Below are 16,130 nucleotides of genomic sequence, written 5' to 3'. Positions count from 1 at the left end.
CATGAGTTTATCTAAATTAGCCCTGTCGGCCTGCTTATTATTAAGCGTTTCGCTGGTTATTTCCTGTAAAAATAATGCGCCAGTAGGAACTGGTGTAAGTTTTAAGTCCCCGGAACAAGGGCAGAGTTTTCCTTTGGGAACGGAGGTAAAAGTCGCTTTGGAAGTTCCTTCGGGCAGTAACATTACTTCTGCGGTCTATACCCTGGATGGCAAGCCGGTGGCGACGAAAAGCAACGCTGAGCCTGTTGCAATCCCTACCACAGGTTTGAGTTTGGGTTATAAGCTGATTACAGCCGTTATTGAGGAGGATGGAAAGAAAGATACGTTAACGATCAACTTTGAGTTAAAGTCGGCTGTAACGCCTTCGCAATACGGCTATAAAGTGATTCAGACTTTCCCTCATGATACCGCTGCTTATACACAGGGATTGGAATACCACAATGGCCGCTTTTTGGAAAGTACCGGTCAGGAACAGCATTCTTCTGTGAGGTGGGTAGACGTAGCTACTGGGAAAATCTTACAGCAAACGAAACTAGATGACCAGTATTTTGGCGAAGGATCTAGTTTGGTAGGTGATAAGATCGTGATGCTGACCTGGCAGAATAGATTGGGTTTAGTGTTTGATGCGAAATCATTGACACAGCAAGCTACTTTTCCTTATCAGTCGAGCATGGAAGGCTGGGGATTGTGCTTTGACGGCAATAGATTATACAAATCTGATGGTACCAACAAAATATGGTTCCTGAATAAAGATAATTATAAGGAAGAAGGCTTTATTGAAGTTTACAACAACTATGGTCCGGTGCCTCAGTTAAATGAGCTGGAATATATTGATGGTAAAATTTATGCCAATGTTTATACAAAAAATGTGGTGGTGGTGATTGATCCGGCAACAGGTGTAATTGAAAAAGAAATTGATTTTACTGGATTGCTGCCAGCAGGATACTACAAAGATGAAGTAGATATCGCAAATAACGTGCTGAATGGCATTGCCTGGGACAAGGCGGGTAAACGTTTATTCGTGACTGGCAAGAAATGGCCGCATCTATTCCAAGTGAATCTGGTTCCTAAACCTTAATCTTAAAGATTTTGTAATAAAAAAAGCCGTCATATCCTGGATATGACGGCTTTTTCGTTGCATTTCTTCTTATTATTCTACTTTCTTAGGTTCAGCAATGAACCCGTTAAAAGTAATCGGCTGCCTGTTCATACTCATCACATTTAAGGTCGCATAACCACTTGTAGAAACACTTAATGATAATGTGCGAACATCTTTAGTGTCTTTAGGAGTAATGTCAATGATCCAGCCTCCCTTTTTCTTAGCAGTGGTTTTATAATCGAATTTTTTAGACTTAAATTTTATACCTGAATCATCTGGATTCATGGTTGAATTATATGCTCTTCCATAATAAGGCAGATAAGCTTCTACACTATCCTTGTTGATGATCAGTTGATATTGAGATCCGGTAAGTTGAATCATACCGCCACCCATACCACCAGGCATTCTGCTCATTATTTTGTTTAAATCAGCATTAGCCATAGGAGTCGCAGAGGTTGCTTCAAACACTAGATGCTTGTCAGCGACTAATTTGGCTGTAGTTGCTTTGTCTGTTTGTGCCATTACCTGCACACTAGAGAAAACAATAAGAAGTGCTAACAATTTTTTAAATGTTCTCATGATCATATCCTTTTTTATTTGGTTAGAACAAAATAGCGCTTAAAAGGTTTAATTCCAAGCGCTATTTTTTGTAATTTATCTCCAGCTTTTATACTGGTTGATCAAACCATTTGTTGAAGCGTCGTGAGACTGAACTTCTTGATCTCCTTCTAGTTCCGGAAGAATGCTTTTGGCCAATTGCTTGCCCAGTTCTACTCCCCATTGGTCGAAACTGAAGATGTTCCAGATGATGCCCTGAACGAAGATTTTATGTTCGTAAACAGCGATCAAACTGCCCAGGCTGAATGGTGTTACTTTCTTCAAAAGAATAGAGTTGGTTGGTCTGTTTCCTTCAAATACTTTGAATGGTGCCAGTTTTTCTATTTCTTCCTTGCTTTTGCCTTCTTTTTCCAGTTCTGCAACCACCTGTTCTTTAGTTTTTCCGTTCATCAAAGCTTCTGTCTGAGCGAAGAAGTTAGACAATAAGATCGGGTGATGATCGCCCAAGGGGTTCAGGCTTTGCGCAGGGGCGATGAAATCGCAAGGGATTAAACGGGTTCCCTGGTGGATCAGCTGATAAAAAGCATGCTGTCCATTGGTTCCTGGCTCTCCCCAGATGATTGGTCCTGTTTCATAAGTTACATCATTGCCATTACGGTCTACATGTTTACCATTACTTTCCATATCTCCCTGTTGGAAATAAGCGGCAAAACGGTGCATGTATTGATCGTAAGGTAAGATGGCCTGAGTTTCTGCATCAAAGAAATTGATGTACCAGATGCCAATTAAAGCCAGGATTACCGGTACATTGTTTTCAAATTCAGCAGTTTCAAAATGAGTATCTGCAGCATGTGCACCCGCAAGTAATTGCTTGAAGTTGTCGAAGCCAATGCTTAAAGCAATAGGAAGTCCGATTGCACTCCATAAAGAATATCTTCCACCTACCCAGTCCCAGAATTCGAACATGTTATCGGTGTCAATACCGAATGCAGCAACATCTTTTGCATTGGTAGACAATGCCGCAAAATGCTTGGCCACATCGTCCTGCGCAGCACCGCTATTTAAGAACCAGTCCTTTGCACTATTGGCATTGGTCATGGTTTCCTGTGTCGTAAAAGTCTTAGAAGCGATCAGGAATAGTGTGGTTTCCGGATCTACATTTTTTAAGGTCTCTGCAATGTGTGTGCCGTCGATATTAGATACGAAATGCATGTTTAAATGGTTCTTGTATGCTTTTAAGCCTTCGGTAACCATTACCGGGCCTAAATCAGAACCACCGATGCCGATGTTCACTACATCTGTGATTGCTTTGCCGGTATAGCCTTTCCATGATCCTGAGATGATGGCCTGACTAAATTTATCCATCTTTTCCAATACTTTATTCACCTCTTCCATGACATTTTTGCCATCTACAAGAATAGGCACATTGCCTTGGTTACGTAAAGCAATGTGAAGTACCTGGCGGCCCTCTGTCTGGTTGATTTTCTCTCCGCTGAACATGGCTTTAATAGCCTGATCCAATTTACACTCTCTGGCCAATTGCATCAGCAAAGCCATTGTCGTATCGTCAATTCTGTTCTTTGAATAATCCACAAGGATGTCTTCAAATAGTATCGAGAATTTTTCAAAACGGGAAGCATCTTCCGTAAAAAGATCCTTTAAGCTTTTTTCGTTGATCCCGATAAAATGATCGGTCAAGTATTTATAAGCTGCGGTTTCTGTAAAGTTTATCGTTGGTAGCATCATATTAGTATTTCTGTAAATGTAGGAGTTTATAATAATATTTCTATTCGAAATGAATATCCGCTCATTATCTTATATTTAACGTATAAAAAATAGGTTTATGAAAAGATTTTACTTTATACTGTTGGTTTTGTTTGGAGCTAATGCGGTTGCGCAAAAGCAAAATCTGAGACCTGAGGTTTCAAAAAAGGCTTTGAGCATTACTCAAAAGGTGGTAGACTGGCGTCGGGATTTGCATGAGCATCCGGAATTGGGCAACCAGGAAAACAGAACTGCAGCTTTGGTGGCAAAACATTTGAAGTCCTTAGGGATTGAGGTGCAGACTGGTGTGGCGAAAACAGGCGTTGTTGGAATTCTCAAAGGTGGGAAGCCAGGGCCAGTAGTTGCGTTAAGGGCAGATATGGACGGGTTACCAGTTACAGAGCGGGTTGATTTACCTTTCGCCTCTAAAGTGAAAACGATGTATAACGGACAGGAAGTAGGCGTAATGCATGCTTGCGGTCACGATAGCCATGTGGCAATTTTAATGGGCGTGGCAGAGGTATTGGCTTCCATGAAAAAAGACATACCGGGTACCGTTAAATTTATTTTTCAACCAGCAGAAGAGGGGGTTCCTGAAGGAGAAGAAGGTGGTGCTGCATTGATGGTGAAAGAAGGGGTACTCGAAAACCCTAAAGTGGAGGTGATTTTTGGATTACACATCAACTCGCAAACACCGGTGGGAGATATTACTTATCGTCCGGCGGGTATTATGGCTGCAGTGAATGATTTAAAAATTACGGTGACCGGCAAACAGGCACATGGTGCGTATCCATGGAGTAGTATTGATCCGATTGTAATTTCTGCACAAATTGTGAATAACCTGCAAACCATTGTGAGTAGGAACCTGAATGTGACGGAAAATCCAGGTGTGGTTACAATTGGTGCCATTAACGGGGGAATTCGTTCTAACATTATCCCGGAAAAAGTAGAAATGATTGGTACGATCCGCAATTTCTCTAAAGAAGACGAAGCAATGTTTATTGAAAGGGTAACCACAATTGCTAAAAAAACGGCAGAAGCAGGTGGTGGAACTGCCGAAGTAAAGATTCCATATAGCAATCATTATCCCGTTACTTTTAATGATGTGGCCCTAACAGAAAAAATGCTGCCTAGTTTACAGGCAACTGCTGGTAAAGCACATGTGAAGTTAAAGCCGCCGGTAACCGGAGCGGAAGACTTTTCCTTTTATCAGGAAAAGGTTCCTGGCTTATTTATTTTTCTAGGCGGAATGCCTAAAGGACAAGATCCACTAAAGGCACCATCACACCATACCCCAGATTTCTTTATTGATGAAAGTGGATTTGGATTGGGAGTGGAAGCACTTAGTAACCTGGCACTTGATTACATGAACTTGAAAAAATAAGGACAGTTTTTTGATTTAGGGATCATTTTAATTGGTTATATTTAATATACTAATATTAGTACATCACCTTGAAAAACAATTTTATGTTAGAAAATTTGAATGAACTGGTTAAACAAAGCGCTCAGGATGCTATTGTGAACAATTCCGACGTTCCAAATGAGCAAAATGAAGCAGCGATTCAAGCGGCCTCCGGTTCTATTTTTGACTCCTTGAAACAACAATTGTCGTCGGGAAACATTGGTAATCTTGTAGATGCCTTTAAGGGTGGAGATGTGACCAACTCTTCGGTGGTAAAGGATGCTTCCTCTGGCTTTATTGACAAGCTGTCTGGGATGGGCATCAACCTGGATTCAGCGAAAGCCATTGCTGCCTCAATTATTCCAGGAGTAATGGATAAGTTGGTGAGTAAGACAAATGATCCGAACGACAGCTCTTTTAATCTTCAGGATATGTTATCGAAGATTTCAGGACCAGACGGGAAGTTCCAGTTATCGGATCTGACGAATTTGTTCAGTAGCAGCAGCGAGCCTGGAAAAGAAGGGGAGTCTGGAATTGTTGATAAGCTAAAAGGACTTTTTAGTTAGCAAAAGAAAAGGTTTAAAGGGGTTCTGTGCTTGTTTTTGAAAACAGGGACAGAACCTCTTTGTATTATTATATATTTGTGATTATGACAAAAGAACAAATTCAGGATTTAAGGGACAGAGTAGCGTCGCTGAGGAGGCATCTTTGACGTAGAAACACGTCTTGAGGAAATTTATATTGAGCAGGAGCTAACCCTGCAAACTGATTTTTGGGATGATCCTAAAAAAGCAGAAAAGCATTTGGCAGGAATTAATTCTAAGAAAGTATGGACTGATGCCTGGCAGGCAGTAAATAAGGAACTGGAAGATACAGAAGTCATGTTTGAATTTCTCCAATCCGGCGATGCCACTGCGGAAGAAATGCAGGAACAATACAGCCGCTGTTTAAATATGGTGGAAGAACTGGAACTGAAAAATATGCTGAGCAGTAAGGAGGATCAGCTGCACGCGGTGATGCAGATTACTGCAGGTGCCGGTGGTACGGAGAGCTGTGATTGGGCAGCCATGCTGATGCGTATGTACATCATGTGGGGAGAGAAGAACGGTTATAAGGTAACAGAACAGGATTCGCAGGAAGGAGAGGTGACCGGTATAAAATCAGTTACGCTTCAGTTTGCCGGAGACTTTTCTTATGGTTATCTGAAAGGGGAAAATGGGGTTCACCGTTTGGTGCGCATTTCGCCTTTTGATTCCAATGCCCGCAGGCATACTTCTTTTGCTTCCGTATATGTATATCCATTAGTGGATGATACGATTGAGATTGAAGTAAAGGATTCAGAAGTTGAATTCGAGACTTTCCGTTCCGGTGGTGCTGGTGGACAAAATGTGAATAAAGTGGAAACTGCCGTAAGGCTGTACCATAAGCCTTCTGGAATTGTAATTAAAAACCAGGAGTCGCGTTCACAGCTGCAGAATAAAGAAAATGCAATGCGCTTGTTGAAATCGCAGCTGTATGAAGCAGAAATGCGGAAGCGCATGGAAGCAACTGCTTTGATTGAAGGTTCTAAAAAGAAGATCGAATGGGGATCGCAGATCAGGAATTATGTGCTGCATCCTTATAAATTGGTCAAAGATTTACGGACTAATTATGAGACTTCTAATGCTCAGGCCGTATTGGACGGTGATTTGAATGAATTTTTGAAAGCTTACTTAATGGAATTTTAATGATGAGATACCTTATTGTACTACTGATGACCGGTCTTTTTACTACAAATAGCGCGATGGCGCAGGAAAGTATATTGATTTATCCTGGAGCTATTCCGGGGGCAAAGTCTACGCCTGCAGATTATAAAGAGCTTTCTGAGACAGGAAAAGATGGAATCATTAGGGTCAGTAAGGTATCTGTACCCACATTAAAAGTATTTTTGCCATCTAAAGAGAAGGCAACAGGTGCGGCAGTGATCATTTGTCCGGGTGGTGGTTATGGTATTCTGGCCATTAACCATGAGGGTGATCATGTAGCTAAGCGCTTCAATGACATCGGCGTTGCTGCATTTGTATTGAAATATCGCTTGCCGGATGATGCGATTATGATCGACAAATCTTTCGGCCCTTTACAGGATGCCCAGCAGGCGATGTACGTAGTCAGGAAAGATGCTGCGAAATATCATATTGATCCTGCAAAAATAGGGATCATGGGCTTTTCTGCGGGTGGACACCTGGCATCCACATTGACGGTACATTTTAAGGACGTCAAAATAGAGAATAAAGAGGGATTGAGTCTTCGTCCGGATTTCTCGATATTAATTTATCCGGTGATTTCTTTGCTGGAATCCCCACATACCGGTTCTGCGAAAAATCTGACTGGTCCGGATGCAACGTATGCACAAAAGGAATACTTTTCCAATGAGCGCCATGTGGATGCAGAAACACCGATGACGTTTTTAGTGCATGCAAATGATGATAAATCTGTTCCTGTTGAAAATAGTTTGTCTTTTGATCGGGCAATGGCAAAAGCAGGTAATAAAGTAGAGCTTCATGCTTACCAGGCTGGTGGCCATGGTTTCGGATTGAACAATAAGACGACGCAGGATCAATGGTTTGACCGCCTGATCAACTGGATGAAAGCCAATAAGATGATTTAGAGGTTGCTGTTGTCTAGAATGTCCTGCAGCTCTTTCAATTCTGTTACCTTTTCCGTGGAACCTAGGTTCTCATAAGAGGAGATCAGGTTTCTGATGATTCTTCTGATGATTTCTACATTACTGCATGGCGCATAAAACCCAGGCAAAGGATCAAGTCCCAGCTGCCGAAGAAACTGGTCAACATCATGTTTGCCGAAGATCGCACCTTTGTTAAAGGCATTGATATAGAAAAGTACGCCAAATTCATGGTCTTCTCTTTTGCTCTCGTCAATATAACCGAGAATAAAATGCTGTGGCAGATTGACGCCATATACCGGGATATCCAGCTTCTGGGCAATTGTCGAATAGATGATGGCTAAAGAGATTTGATTTCCCTTCTTACTGTCCAATACCTGATTGATGTAAGAATTTTGAGGGTCATGGTGGCTTTTTGTGTTTCCACTGAAGCCATATACGTTATAGAATACATGATTGATCAGTTTGATCTTTTCAATAGAACTCATTTCATATTGCAGTCCGACCCAGATCTCTCTTTTGATTTCTTCCATCTGGAATTTGATCTTTTCCTCATCAAGATCCGGATATTGATACCTGTTGACCACCAATGCGCCCTGTAACAGATCGAAGGCTCCGCTTTGATACCAGAGGTTCAGGTCTTCTTTTACACTTTTGAACTGGATTTTGTGAACTACATTCTCAATTCTTTCCTGTAAGACGGTATCTAAAGATTCTTCCCATGCATTTTCAAGAAAATGAACCACTTCTTCTCCATACTCCAGCAGGCGTTTTTCAATATGGTCGAAGATCTCCGGATCGGGATCGTCCAACAATTTGACCAATGCGCTTATTTCTTTACTATTTTCCATTAAACATGCAACTTAGAATCATGTGATTGCTTATTTTTGTAGCTATGGTTTTCAACTTTATCAGCGACTATCTCCAGCACCGATTGACTTCAAAAAGCAGACATGGTACTCATTCTCCTTTCGTTTATAAGCTCACAGATGAGGTAATTTACGATTTTAACGTTAAAAGTGATTACAAAAGCATTGAAGCACAAAGAAAAAAACTTTTAAATGACGATTCTTTAATTAAGGTGACCGACCTCGGTGCAGGTTCTCATTTGAATAAGAACCGTACTAAAAAGGTACGACAGATCGCAAAGAACGCTTTGAAGAGCCCAAGGCTGGCGCAGTTGATTTATCGCCTTGCGAAAGAGAACCAGCCAAATCATATTTTAGAATTGGGTACTTGTCTGGGACTGACCACGGCTTATCTTTCTAAAGCCTGTCCGGAAGCAGATATCATTACGATTGAAGGCTGCCCGGAAACGGCAAAAGTAGCTTATAAGAACTTTGTGGATCTGGAACTGGAAAATGTAGAGTTGAGGGTTGGGAATTTTGACACCTTACTGCCCGATTTAATCGCACAGGCAGATCAGCTTGATTTTGTCTATATAGACGGAAACCATAGAAAGGATGCGACGCTCAATTACTTCAACTGGTGTTTGCCGAAAGTACATGAAGGTTCGCTATTGATTTTTGACGATATTTATTGGAGTGAAGGGATGAAAGAAGCCTGGGAAGAGATCAAACGCCATCCAGAGGTTACAGTAACCATAGACCTGTTTTGGATCGGATTGGTGTACTTTAAAAAAGGACAGGCAAAAGAACATTTTAAGATTAAGTTTTAAAATCTCTTTTAGAATGCCTCGGCCAGGGTGAAATAGAAACCACTCTGGCGTTTTTCATTGCTGCGTTTTTCTCCTACTGCATAATCCATACGGACACTCAGTCCTTTTTCCGGATCAAAGAAATATCTTCCGCCCATTCCATAAGAGGGTTTAAAGCTTTTCAGGGCAAAATCGCCATTGGCAAAAACTTGACCGGTTCCTGCAAAGACGACGGCACCGAAACGGTTGTTGTAGCGGTAACGCAATTCTGTCTGTCCAGCCAGTAAGTTCTGATCGCGATAACGCCCGGTATAATATCCCCTCATCATTTCATCATTCCCCATTTGCGGCAATAGATAGAAAGGAATCTTTTTTCCTTGTATGGTATGGAATAAAGCATTGACACCTAAAACGAATTTAGGGCTGAGCGACCAAAAATTTCTCACATTTGCTCTGATGACACTTCCACTGAAGCTTTCGCCTGACCAGAGTTTAGGGGCGTATTGGTAGGTAACGCGGCCAAGGAATCCTTTGGTAGGGTAGTTGTTGGAATTCCGGGTGTCGTAGCTTTGCGAGATACCTATATAGGCAACATTGCCGCCCGATCTGTGAAATAGATCTGGAGCTGTACTAAATAAGCCGCCTGTCAGCTCATCTTTGAAGTTGTAATTTTCAAAGCCAAGGGAGAGCCCAGTATAGGCATGCGGTAATAATCTTTTTTCTGCTTCGAGCATCACTCTCGACTGGCGTTGAATCAATCTGTCTTTATCCGCAAATAAAGTCTCATTGCCGATCCCGAAAAAATCAAAAGGCATTCTTTTAAATCTGAATTCGGAGATGAAATGATATTCATTGCCTTTAGTCCAGATGTCGCTCTTTAAAGAAAAGTTGTACTGTCCTTTGGTTGATACAGAAGCAACACCAGAAAAGTTGGAGCTGCGGTTGGTGCTGTCTTTTCTATCAAGGTAAGTAGAGTATAATGCACCAAGGCCAAATTCTGCACCAATTTCCTGGGAATACCGGAAAATGGGTACCGGCATAAAGCTCGCTCTGCGTGAGCTATCTGTTTTTTCTGATAAGTATCGTTTGATAAACTTCTTTTGTGCGGATGCGTTTGCGACGGTAATGATCAGGATAGTGATGCAAAGCGAAATTCTCTTCATTGGCCTAAAATAGGGAAAGATTTATATAAATTTTGTTACTGGCGATCCCATAGCAAGATTAGCGCCAGTATTTGATGAGCTTTCCGTTTTAAAGCGGGGTTAGGATTAGTCCTTTACGATTATTTGCCTATTTTTGCGGCAACAACATAAATTAATCAAAAATGAGTACAACAAGAGGACCTATCTCGCAATTCATGGAGACGAATTATCTCCATTTTAATGCGGCAGCTATGATGGATGCGGCTAAAGGATACGAAACACATTTGGATGAAGGTGGTAAAATGATGATTACCCTTGCAGGAGCGATGAGTACTGCTGAGTTGGGTATTTCATTAGCTGAAATGATCCGTCAGGACAAAGTTTCGATTATTTCTTGTACTGGTGCCAACCTGGAAGAAGACATTATGAACCTTGTTGCGCATTCGCATTACAAAAGAGTACCTAACTACCGTGATTTAAGTCCACAGGATGAATGGGATCTTTTAGAAAACCATTACAACAGGGTTACAGATACTTGTATTCCTGAAGAAGAGGCTTTCCGCAGGTTACAAAAGCACATCAATAAGATCTGGAAAGATGCAGAAGATGCTGGAGAGCGTTTCTTCCCACATGAGTTCATGTACAAAATGTTATTGAGTGGTGATTTAGAGCAATACTATGAGATTGATCCTAAAAACTCATGGATGCTTGCAGCGGCAGAGAAGAACTTGCCGATTGTAGTACCGGGATGGGAAGATTCAACGATGGGTAACATCTTTGCTTCTTATGTGATGAAAGGTGAAGTTAAAGCGACTACTGTAAAAGGTGGTATTGAATATATGGGTTACTTAGCAGACTGGTACATTAAGAACAGTGCTGGTAAAGGTATCGGGTTTTTCCAGATTGGTGGAGGTATTGCCGGTGACTTCCCCATTTGTGTGGTTCCTATGTTGTATCAAGACATGGAAATGGAGAATATTCCATTCTGGAGCTATTTCTGTCAGATTTCTGATTCAACTACTTCTTATGGATCTTATTCAGGTGCAGTACCGAATGAAAAAATCACTTGGGGTAAATTAGATATCAACACGCCAAAGTTCATTGTAGAATCAGATGCGACAATCGTTGCGCCACTGATCTTTGCATGGATATTAAAAATGTAAATTGAATTTACAAATATTGTCAATGTGAGGTTGGCTGAGAAGAATCAGCAGTTTTTTAAAAATTGCTGATTTTCTTCGTTTAAAGCCCCAAAAACGAACTATTTAGATTGATTATAAATTGTATTTACTGTCATTTATTTGTCATTGGTAAGTTAATAAATTTTACTTTTGTGGACGTTTTGGTGTAGAACCTAAGTTCGATTGCCAAAGGCGGTTTACAAGTTTTTTAAAAAATAGCATAAAATACTCATTATGAGGGATATCTCATTGATCATTAGAAGAGTTTGGAAGTCGGCATTCATGTTCACGGCTCTATCTGTTTTAATCGTTTCTGCAACACAAGCGCAAGATGTAGTGGAGGGAAGAAAAATATTTAAAGATAAATGTTCTTCTTGTCACCAATTAGACCGTAACAGTACAGGTCCGGCTTTAACTGCCAAAATGAACGAGCTAGACGAAGCCTTTACCATCAAATGGGTAAGGAACTGGAAAGCTTTAGTTGATGCTGGCGATAAGCAAGCGATTGAGGCTGCGAAGTTCTCTCCATCGGAGATGACAACGTTTCCTACGTTAACAGACGAACAAATTAAAAGTGTGATCGCTTACGCTAAAGCGGGCGAGCCTAAGAAAGAAGGCGATGCAGCAGCAACTACTGCAACTGCTGACACAGGTGTATCTGATTTTTCTATCGCAGGTATCGTAGCTATTATATTAATATCGATTGCGGTATTAGTGGTACTAGGACGTGCGATTAAAATGTTAGAGCGTCTGATCTTACAAAAACGTGGTGTAGTGCTTACAGAAGAAGACAACGTTTCTTTAGTAGTAGGTGTTCGCAGATTATTCAAAAACAAGAAATTTGTATTCTTCTTCATTCTATGTTTAGTAGTGAGCTTAGGTTCATTCGGATGGATGGGTATGTGGAATACAGGTGTACACACTGGATATCAGCCGGTACAACCAATTAAGTTCTCTCACGAATTACACGCTGGGACGAATCAGATTGATTGTCAGTACTGTCACTCAGGGGCATTTAAATCTAAAAATGCTTCTATTCCATCTGTGAACGTTTGTATGAACTGTCACAAATCGGTACAGGCTACTGAGAAGTACAATGGTGAAATTTCTCCTGAGATCCAAAAGATCTACACTGCGATCGGTTACGATCCATCAACTTTGACTTACGACAAGTCTAAAGAGAAACCAGTAGAATGGATTCGTGTACACAACCTTCCTGATTTTGCTTATTTCAACCACTCTCAACACGTAGTAGTAGGTGAGGAAGCGATCAGAAAACAAAAAGGTCTTCAGCCAAATGAGCCGGTATGTTTCGCATGTCACGGTCCGGTGAATACCATGGAAGAAGTTTATCAGTTCTCTCCGCTAACGATGAAATGGTGTATCAATTGCCATAAAGACGCTGAGATTTCAGGTAAAGACAATGCTTTCTATACGAAAGTGATTGAAGCCCATGAGAAAATCAAAAAAGGCGAAAAAATCACACCAGCATTATTGGGTGGTTTAGAGTGTGGTAAGTGCCACTATTAATAAGAGTTTAATAAGAACGTTCGATAAACAGTAATATAGCTTAAATGGAAAGCAATAAAAAATACTGGAAAGGCTTAGAGGAGTATAAAAACACTCCCGATTTTGTTGAAAACAACAAAAACGAATTTGCTGAGCCCCTTCCAATAGAAGATGTTTTAAATGAAGCAGGGTTAAGTACGGTAACCCCGCGCCGGGACTTTTTGAAAGCACTAGGTTTCGGCCTGGGAGCGGTAACGCTTGCAGCTTGTCAGACAGCTCCGGTTCATAAATCAATCCCTTATGTCATCAGACCTGAAGAGGTAGTTCCGGGTATCCCGAATTACTATGTATCAAGTTTCAATGGACAGAGTGTATTGGTGAAGACCAGAGAGGGACGTCCAATTAAAATTGACGCAAACCCGAATTCAGGAGTATTCAATACAGGTACAGATGCACAGGCGCAAGCTTCTGTTTTAGATCTATATGATGTTTCTAAATTACATGGTCCTGTTTTGAAGGATGATGAAAAAGCATCATGGGCTAAGATTGATGAGTTTGTAAAAGGCGAATTAAATAAAGCTCAGGCATCAGGAAAGAAAATCCGTGTGGTTTCTTCTTCAGTAAGCAGTCCTTCTACTAAAGGAGTAATTGCTGACTTTGCTGCTGCTTATCCTAATACTAAGCACGTACAATACGATGCAGTATCTTACACTGGTATTATCAAAGCAAATGAGAATAGCTTTGGTAAAGCAGTCGTTCCACAATACAGATTTGACAAAGCTGACCTGATCGTAAGTTTCGGTGCAGACTTCTTATCTACCTGGATCAGCGGTGAAGAATTCACTTCCCAGTATGTTGCGAACAGAAATCACAAGTCTTTAAAGGCTGGTAAAATGTCACGTCACTTCCAGTTCGAAGCTGGTATGAGTGTAACAGGTACTAACGCTGATACGCGTGTACCGGTTAAACTATCAGAAGAGGGACCTGCATTAATTACCTTATATAATACCATTACTGGAAATAACTTAGCTGGTGCTAGCTTGCCAAATAACGTAACTGCTGATAAAGCAATTAAGTTGGTCGCTAAAGAATTGTTGCAAAACAAAGGAAAAGCATTAGTAGTTTCGGGTTCAAATGACGTATCTACTCAGATTCTGGTCAATGCGATCAACTCTGCAATTGGCAGTTATGGTACTACGATCGACTTAGACAATCCTTGTAAACGTTACGCAGGTAACGATGCAGAATTTGCTGAGTTTATCAATGAAATGAACAGAGGAGAAGTTGCTGCGGTATTTATCTTAAACGCTAACCCTGGTTATGATGTAGCAAACGCGAAAGCTTTTGCTGATGCATTGGCTAAGGTAGCTTTAAAAGTATCTTTCGCAGATCGTAAAGATGAGACAGCTAGCTTATGTGATGTAATTGCAGTAAACCATAACTATTTAGAGTCATGGGGTGATGCAAGTGCTTACGAAGGTGTTTACTCTATCGTTCAGCCAACTATCAATCCAGTATTCAATACCCGTCAGGCAGAAGAGAGTTTATTGATCTGGTCTGATAATGCGGTTAAAGATTACTACCAGTATGTGCGTAACAACTGGGATAAAAACATCCTTCCTTTATTCGGTAAAACCTGGAAAGAGGTATTACAAACTGGTGTATTCATTGCAGGCGCTAAACCAGCTGGAGCTTATAACTTCAACTTGTCATTAGCAGCTGTAATTCCTACCATTTTAAATAACAGCAAATCATTAGCAAAAGATATCGAATTACAAGTTTATGAAAGTGCATCAATGCGCGATGGTAGACATGGTAATAACGCTTTCTTATTAGAATTGCCAGATCCGGTTTCGAAAGTAACCTGGGACAATTACATTGCTATTGCGCCTAAGTTCGCTGAGAAATTAGGTTACAAAGAATTCGATATCGTATCTGTAAAAGCAGCAAACGGTTATACTATTGACTTACCTGTGTTGATTCAGCCAGGACAAGCACAAGGAACTGCTTCAATCGCTTTAGGATTTGGTAGAACGATGACTGGTAAAGCTGGAAATAACGTAGGTAAAAATGCTTATCCTTTTGTAAGTTTCAGCAATGGTACTTCTAGCTACGCAACTACAGTTCAGTTATCTGGAACAGGTCGTAGAGAAGAATTGGCGCAAACACAAACGCACCACTCTTTCGAAGGAAGAAACATTATCCGTGAAGCTACTTTCACAGAATACAAAAAGAATCCAGCTGCAGGTTCAGGTAATGACCATGCAAAACATAAAACTTACGATTTATGGCCGGCATATGAGAAACCAGGTAACAACTGGGTTATGGCAATCGATTTGAATGCTTGTACAGGTTGTGGTTCTTGTATTGTAGCTTGTAACGTAGAAAACAACATTCCTGTTGTAGGTAAAGAAGAGGTTCGTAAGCGCAGAGAGATGCACTGGATCCGTATCGACCGTTATTACAGCTTTAATGTAGAAGCGGATGCACATGCAGAAGGCGGACATGGAGCTCATGGTACTGGTATCAATGCGGTAACTAAAGAGAAAGAAATTGCTCATTTAGACAACCTTGATAACGTATCTGTGGTTCACCAACCAATGCTTTGTCAGCACTGTGACCATGCTCCATGTGAGACAGTTTGTCCGGTATTGGCAACAGTACACTCTTCAGACGGCTTAAACCACATGGCTTACAACCGTTGCGTAGGTACACGTTACTGTGCGAACAACTGTCCGTATAAAGTGCGTCGTTTCAACTGGTTTAACTACTGGAATGATTCTCGTTTCGACAACTATTTGAACAATGAATTTACTCAGCTGGTTCTTAACCCTGATGTAACTGCTCGTTCAAGAGGTGTAATGGAGAAATGTTCTATGTGTATCCAACGTATCCAAGCTGGTAAATTAACTGCTAAAATTGAAAAACGTCCATTAAAAGACGGTGATATCAAAATGGCATGTCAGCAAGCGTGTTCGGCAAATGCGATCATCTTTGGCGATGCCAATGATCCTGAGTCGGAAGTATCTAAAGCATTACGTAGTGAGCGTATTTACTATGTATTGGAAGAGATCAACGTACAACCGGGTATAGGTTATATGACAAAAATTAGAAACACAGATACAACAGTACAAGCGTAAGCTGATATTAAAGAAA

Annotated in this window: 13 protein-coding genes; 9 read left to right on the top strand and 4 right to left on the bottom strand. The window is 40.9% G+C overall.

Annotated elements, in window-relative coordinates:
* Position 1 precedes the first annotated feature (1 nt).
* Positions 2-1,078 (top strand): glutaminyl-peptide cyclotransferase, encoded by a 1,077-nt coding sequence (locus tag AQ505_RS24675; RefSeq protein WP_231634982.1) that lies wholly within the window; start codon positions 2-4, stop codon positions 1,076-1,078.
* 72 nt (positions 1,079-1,150) lie between these two features.
* Here AQ505_RS24675 and AQ505_RS24670 read toward each other — a convergent pair whose 3' ends face one another.
* Positions 1,151-1,678, bottom strand: a complete 528-nt coding sequence (locus AQ505_RS24670; protein ID WP_062551206.1) for a DUF4251 domain-containing protein — start codon at positions 1,676-1,678, stop codon at positions 1,151-1,153.
* Positions 1,679-1,753: 75 nt separating this feature from the next.
* Entirely contained in the window at positions 1,754-3,400 is a 1,647-nt protein-coding gene (gene pgi / locus AQ505_RS24665) for a glucose-6-phosphate isomerase (protein WP_062551205.1), read from the bottom strand.
* A gap of 100 nt (positions 3,401-3,500) precedes the next feature.
* Between pgi and AQ505_RS24660 the strand changes: the two genes are divergently transcribed.
* From AQ505_RS24660 to AQ505_RS24645, 4 genes are all read left to right on the top strand, one after another.
* The gene (locus AQ505_RS24660; RefSeq protein ID WP_062550610.1) at positions 3,501-4,805 is read left to right on the top strand and encodes an amidohydrolase; all 1,305 of its coding nucleotides are present in this window, start codon (positions 3,501-3,503) and stop codon (positions 4,803-4,805) included.
* Positions 4,806-4,888: 83 nt separating this feature from the next.
* Positions 4,889-5,389 carry a hypothetical protein gene (locus tag AQ505_RS24655; protein WP_062550609.1) on the top strand — a complete coding sequence of 167 codons (501 nt, stop codon included), beginning with the start codon at positions 4,889-4,891 and terminating at the stop codon, positions 5,387-5,389.
* 83 nt (positions 5,390-5,472) lie between these two features.
* Positions 5,473-6,550, top strand: a protein-coding gene (gene prfB, locus AQ505_RS24650; RefSeq protein WP_157262551.1) for a peptide chain release factor 2 whose coding sequence is annotated in 2 segments (ribosomal slippage) — positions 5,473-5,532 and positions 5,534-6,550 — 1,077 coding nt in all. Because the reading frame shifts where the segments join, the coding sequence is not laid out codon by codon here.
* Positions 6,550-7,470 carry an alpha/beta hydrolase gene (locus tag AQ505_RS24645; protein ID WP_335337980.1) on the top strand — a complete coding sequence of 307 codons (921 nt, stop codon included), beginning with the start codon at positions 6,550-6,552 and terminating at the stop codon, positions 7,468-7,470. Before prfB ends, AQ505_RS24645 begins: the two co-directional genes overlap by 1 nt.
* Here AQ505_RS24645 and AQ505_RS24640 read toward each other — a convergent pair.
* Complete coding sequence (locus AQ505_RS24640) at positions 7,467-8,336, bottom strand: transglutaminase-like domain-containing protein (protein ID WP_062550608.1); 870 nt, start codon at positions 8,334-8,336, stop codon at positions 7,467-7,469. The two genes, AQ505_RS24645 and AQ505_RS24640, sit on opposite strands and share 4 nt — an antisense overlap.
* Before the next feature lie 44 nt (positions 8,337-8,380).
* Here AQ505_RS24640 and AQ505_RS24635 point away from each other — a divergent pair, with 44 nt between their 5' ends.
* The gene (locus AQ505_RS24635) at positions 8,381-9,163 is read left to right on the top strand and encodes an O-methyltransferase (protein ID WP_062550607.1); all 783 of its coding nucleotides are present in this window, start codon (positions 8,381-8,383) and stop codon (positions 9,161-9,163) included.
* A gap of 8 nt (positions 9,164-9,171) precedes the next feature.
* Here AQ505_RS24635 and AQ505_RS24630 read toward each other — a convergent pair whose 3' ends face one another.
* Positions 9,172-10,305, bottom strand: coding sequence for a BamA/TamA family outer membrane protein (locus tag AQ505_RS24630; protein WP_062550606.1), 1,134 nt, complete (start codon positions 10,303-10,305; stop codon positions 9,172-9,174).
* A gap of 161 nt (positions 10,306-10,466) precedes the next feature.
* On the opposite strand from AQ505_RS24630, the gene AQ505_RS24625 reads away from it, so the two are divergent.
* The 3 genes from AQ505_RS24625 to AQ505_RS24615 all read left to right on the top strand — a co-directional run bounded on the left by AQ505_RS24625 (position 10,467) and on the right by AQ505_RS24615 (position 16,114).
* On the top strand, positions 10,467-11,447 hold the full coding sequence (locus AQ505_RS24625) for a deoxyhypusine synthase family protein (RefSeq protein ID WP_062550605.1): 981 nt from the start codon (positions 10,467-10,469) through the stop codon (positions 11,445-11,447).
* A gap of 252 nt (positions 11,448-11,699) precedes the next feature.
* Positions 11,700-12,995, top strand: coding sequence for a cytochrome c3 family protein (locus AQ505_RS24620; RefSeq protein ID WP_062550604.1), 1,296 nt, complete (start codon positions 11,700-11,702; stop codon positions 12,993-12,995).
* Between the two features lie 44 nt (positions 12,996-13,039).
* Positions 13,040-16,114 (top strand): TAT-variant-translocated molybdopterin oxidoreductase, encoded by a 3,075-nt coding sequence (locus AQ505_RS24615; RefSeq protein ID WP_062550603.1) that lies wholly within the window; start codon positions 13,040-13,042, stop codon positions 16,112-16,114.
* The last annotated feature ends 16 nt before the right edge of the window (positions 16,115-16,130 follow it).

The organism is Pedobacter sp. PACM 27299, from assembly GCF_001412655.1.
Lineage (GTDB): Bacteria > Bacteroidota > Bacteroidia > Sphingobacteriales > Sphingobacteriaceae > Pedobacter.
Note: the sequence above shows the minus strand (reverse complement) of the source record. Positions and strands in the feature narration are given on the sequence as shown.

Coding starts and splice junctions, on each gene's coding strand:
- AQ505_RS24675 (WP_231634982.1), top strand. CDS start 2: ATGAGTTTATCTAAATTAGCCCTGTCGGCCTGCTTATTATTAAGCGTT.
- AQ505_RS24640 (WP_062550608.1), bottom strand. CDS start 8,336: ATGGAAAATAGTAAAGAAATAAGCGCATTGGTCAAATTGTTGGACGAT.
- AQ505_RS24660 (WP_062550610.1), top strand. CDS start 3,501: ATGAAAAGATTTTACTTTATACTGTTGGTTTTGTTTGGAGCTAATGCG.
- AQ505_RS24630 (WP_062550606.1), bottom strand. CDS start 10,305: ATGAAGAGAATTTCGCTTTGCATCACTATCCTGATCATTACCGTCGCA.
- AQ505_RS24620 (WP_062550604.1), top strand. CDS start 11,700: ATGAGGGATATCTCATTGATCATTAGAAGAGTTTGGAAGTCGGCATTC.
- pgi (WP_062551205.1), bottom strand. CDS start 3,400: ATGCTACCAACGATAAACTTTACAGAAACCGCAGCTTATAAATACTTG.
- AQ505_RS24645 (WP_335337980.1), top strand. CDS start 6,550: ATGATGAGATACCTTATTGTACTACTGATGACCGGTCTTTTTACTACA.
- AQ505_RS24635 (WP_062550607.1), top strand. CDS start 8,381: ATGGTTTTCAACTTTATCAGCGACTATCTCCAGCACCGATTGACTTCA.
- AQ505_RS24615 (WP_062550603.1), top strand. CDS start 13,040: ATGGAAAGCAATAAAAAATACTGGAAAGGCTTAGAGGAGTATAAAAAC.
- AQ505_RS24625 (WP_062550605.1), top strand. CDS start 10,467: ATGAGTACAACAAGAGGACCTATCTCGCAATTCATGGAGACGAATTAT.
- AQ505_RS24655 (WP_062550609.1), top strand. CDS start 4,889: ATGTTAGAAAATTTGAATGAACTGGTTAAACAAAGCGCTCAGGATGCT.
- AQ505_RS24670 (WP_062551206.1), bottom strand. CDS start 1,678: ATGAGAACATTTAAAAAATTGTTAGCACTTCTTATTGTTTTCTCTAGT.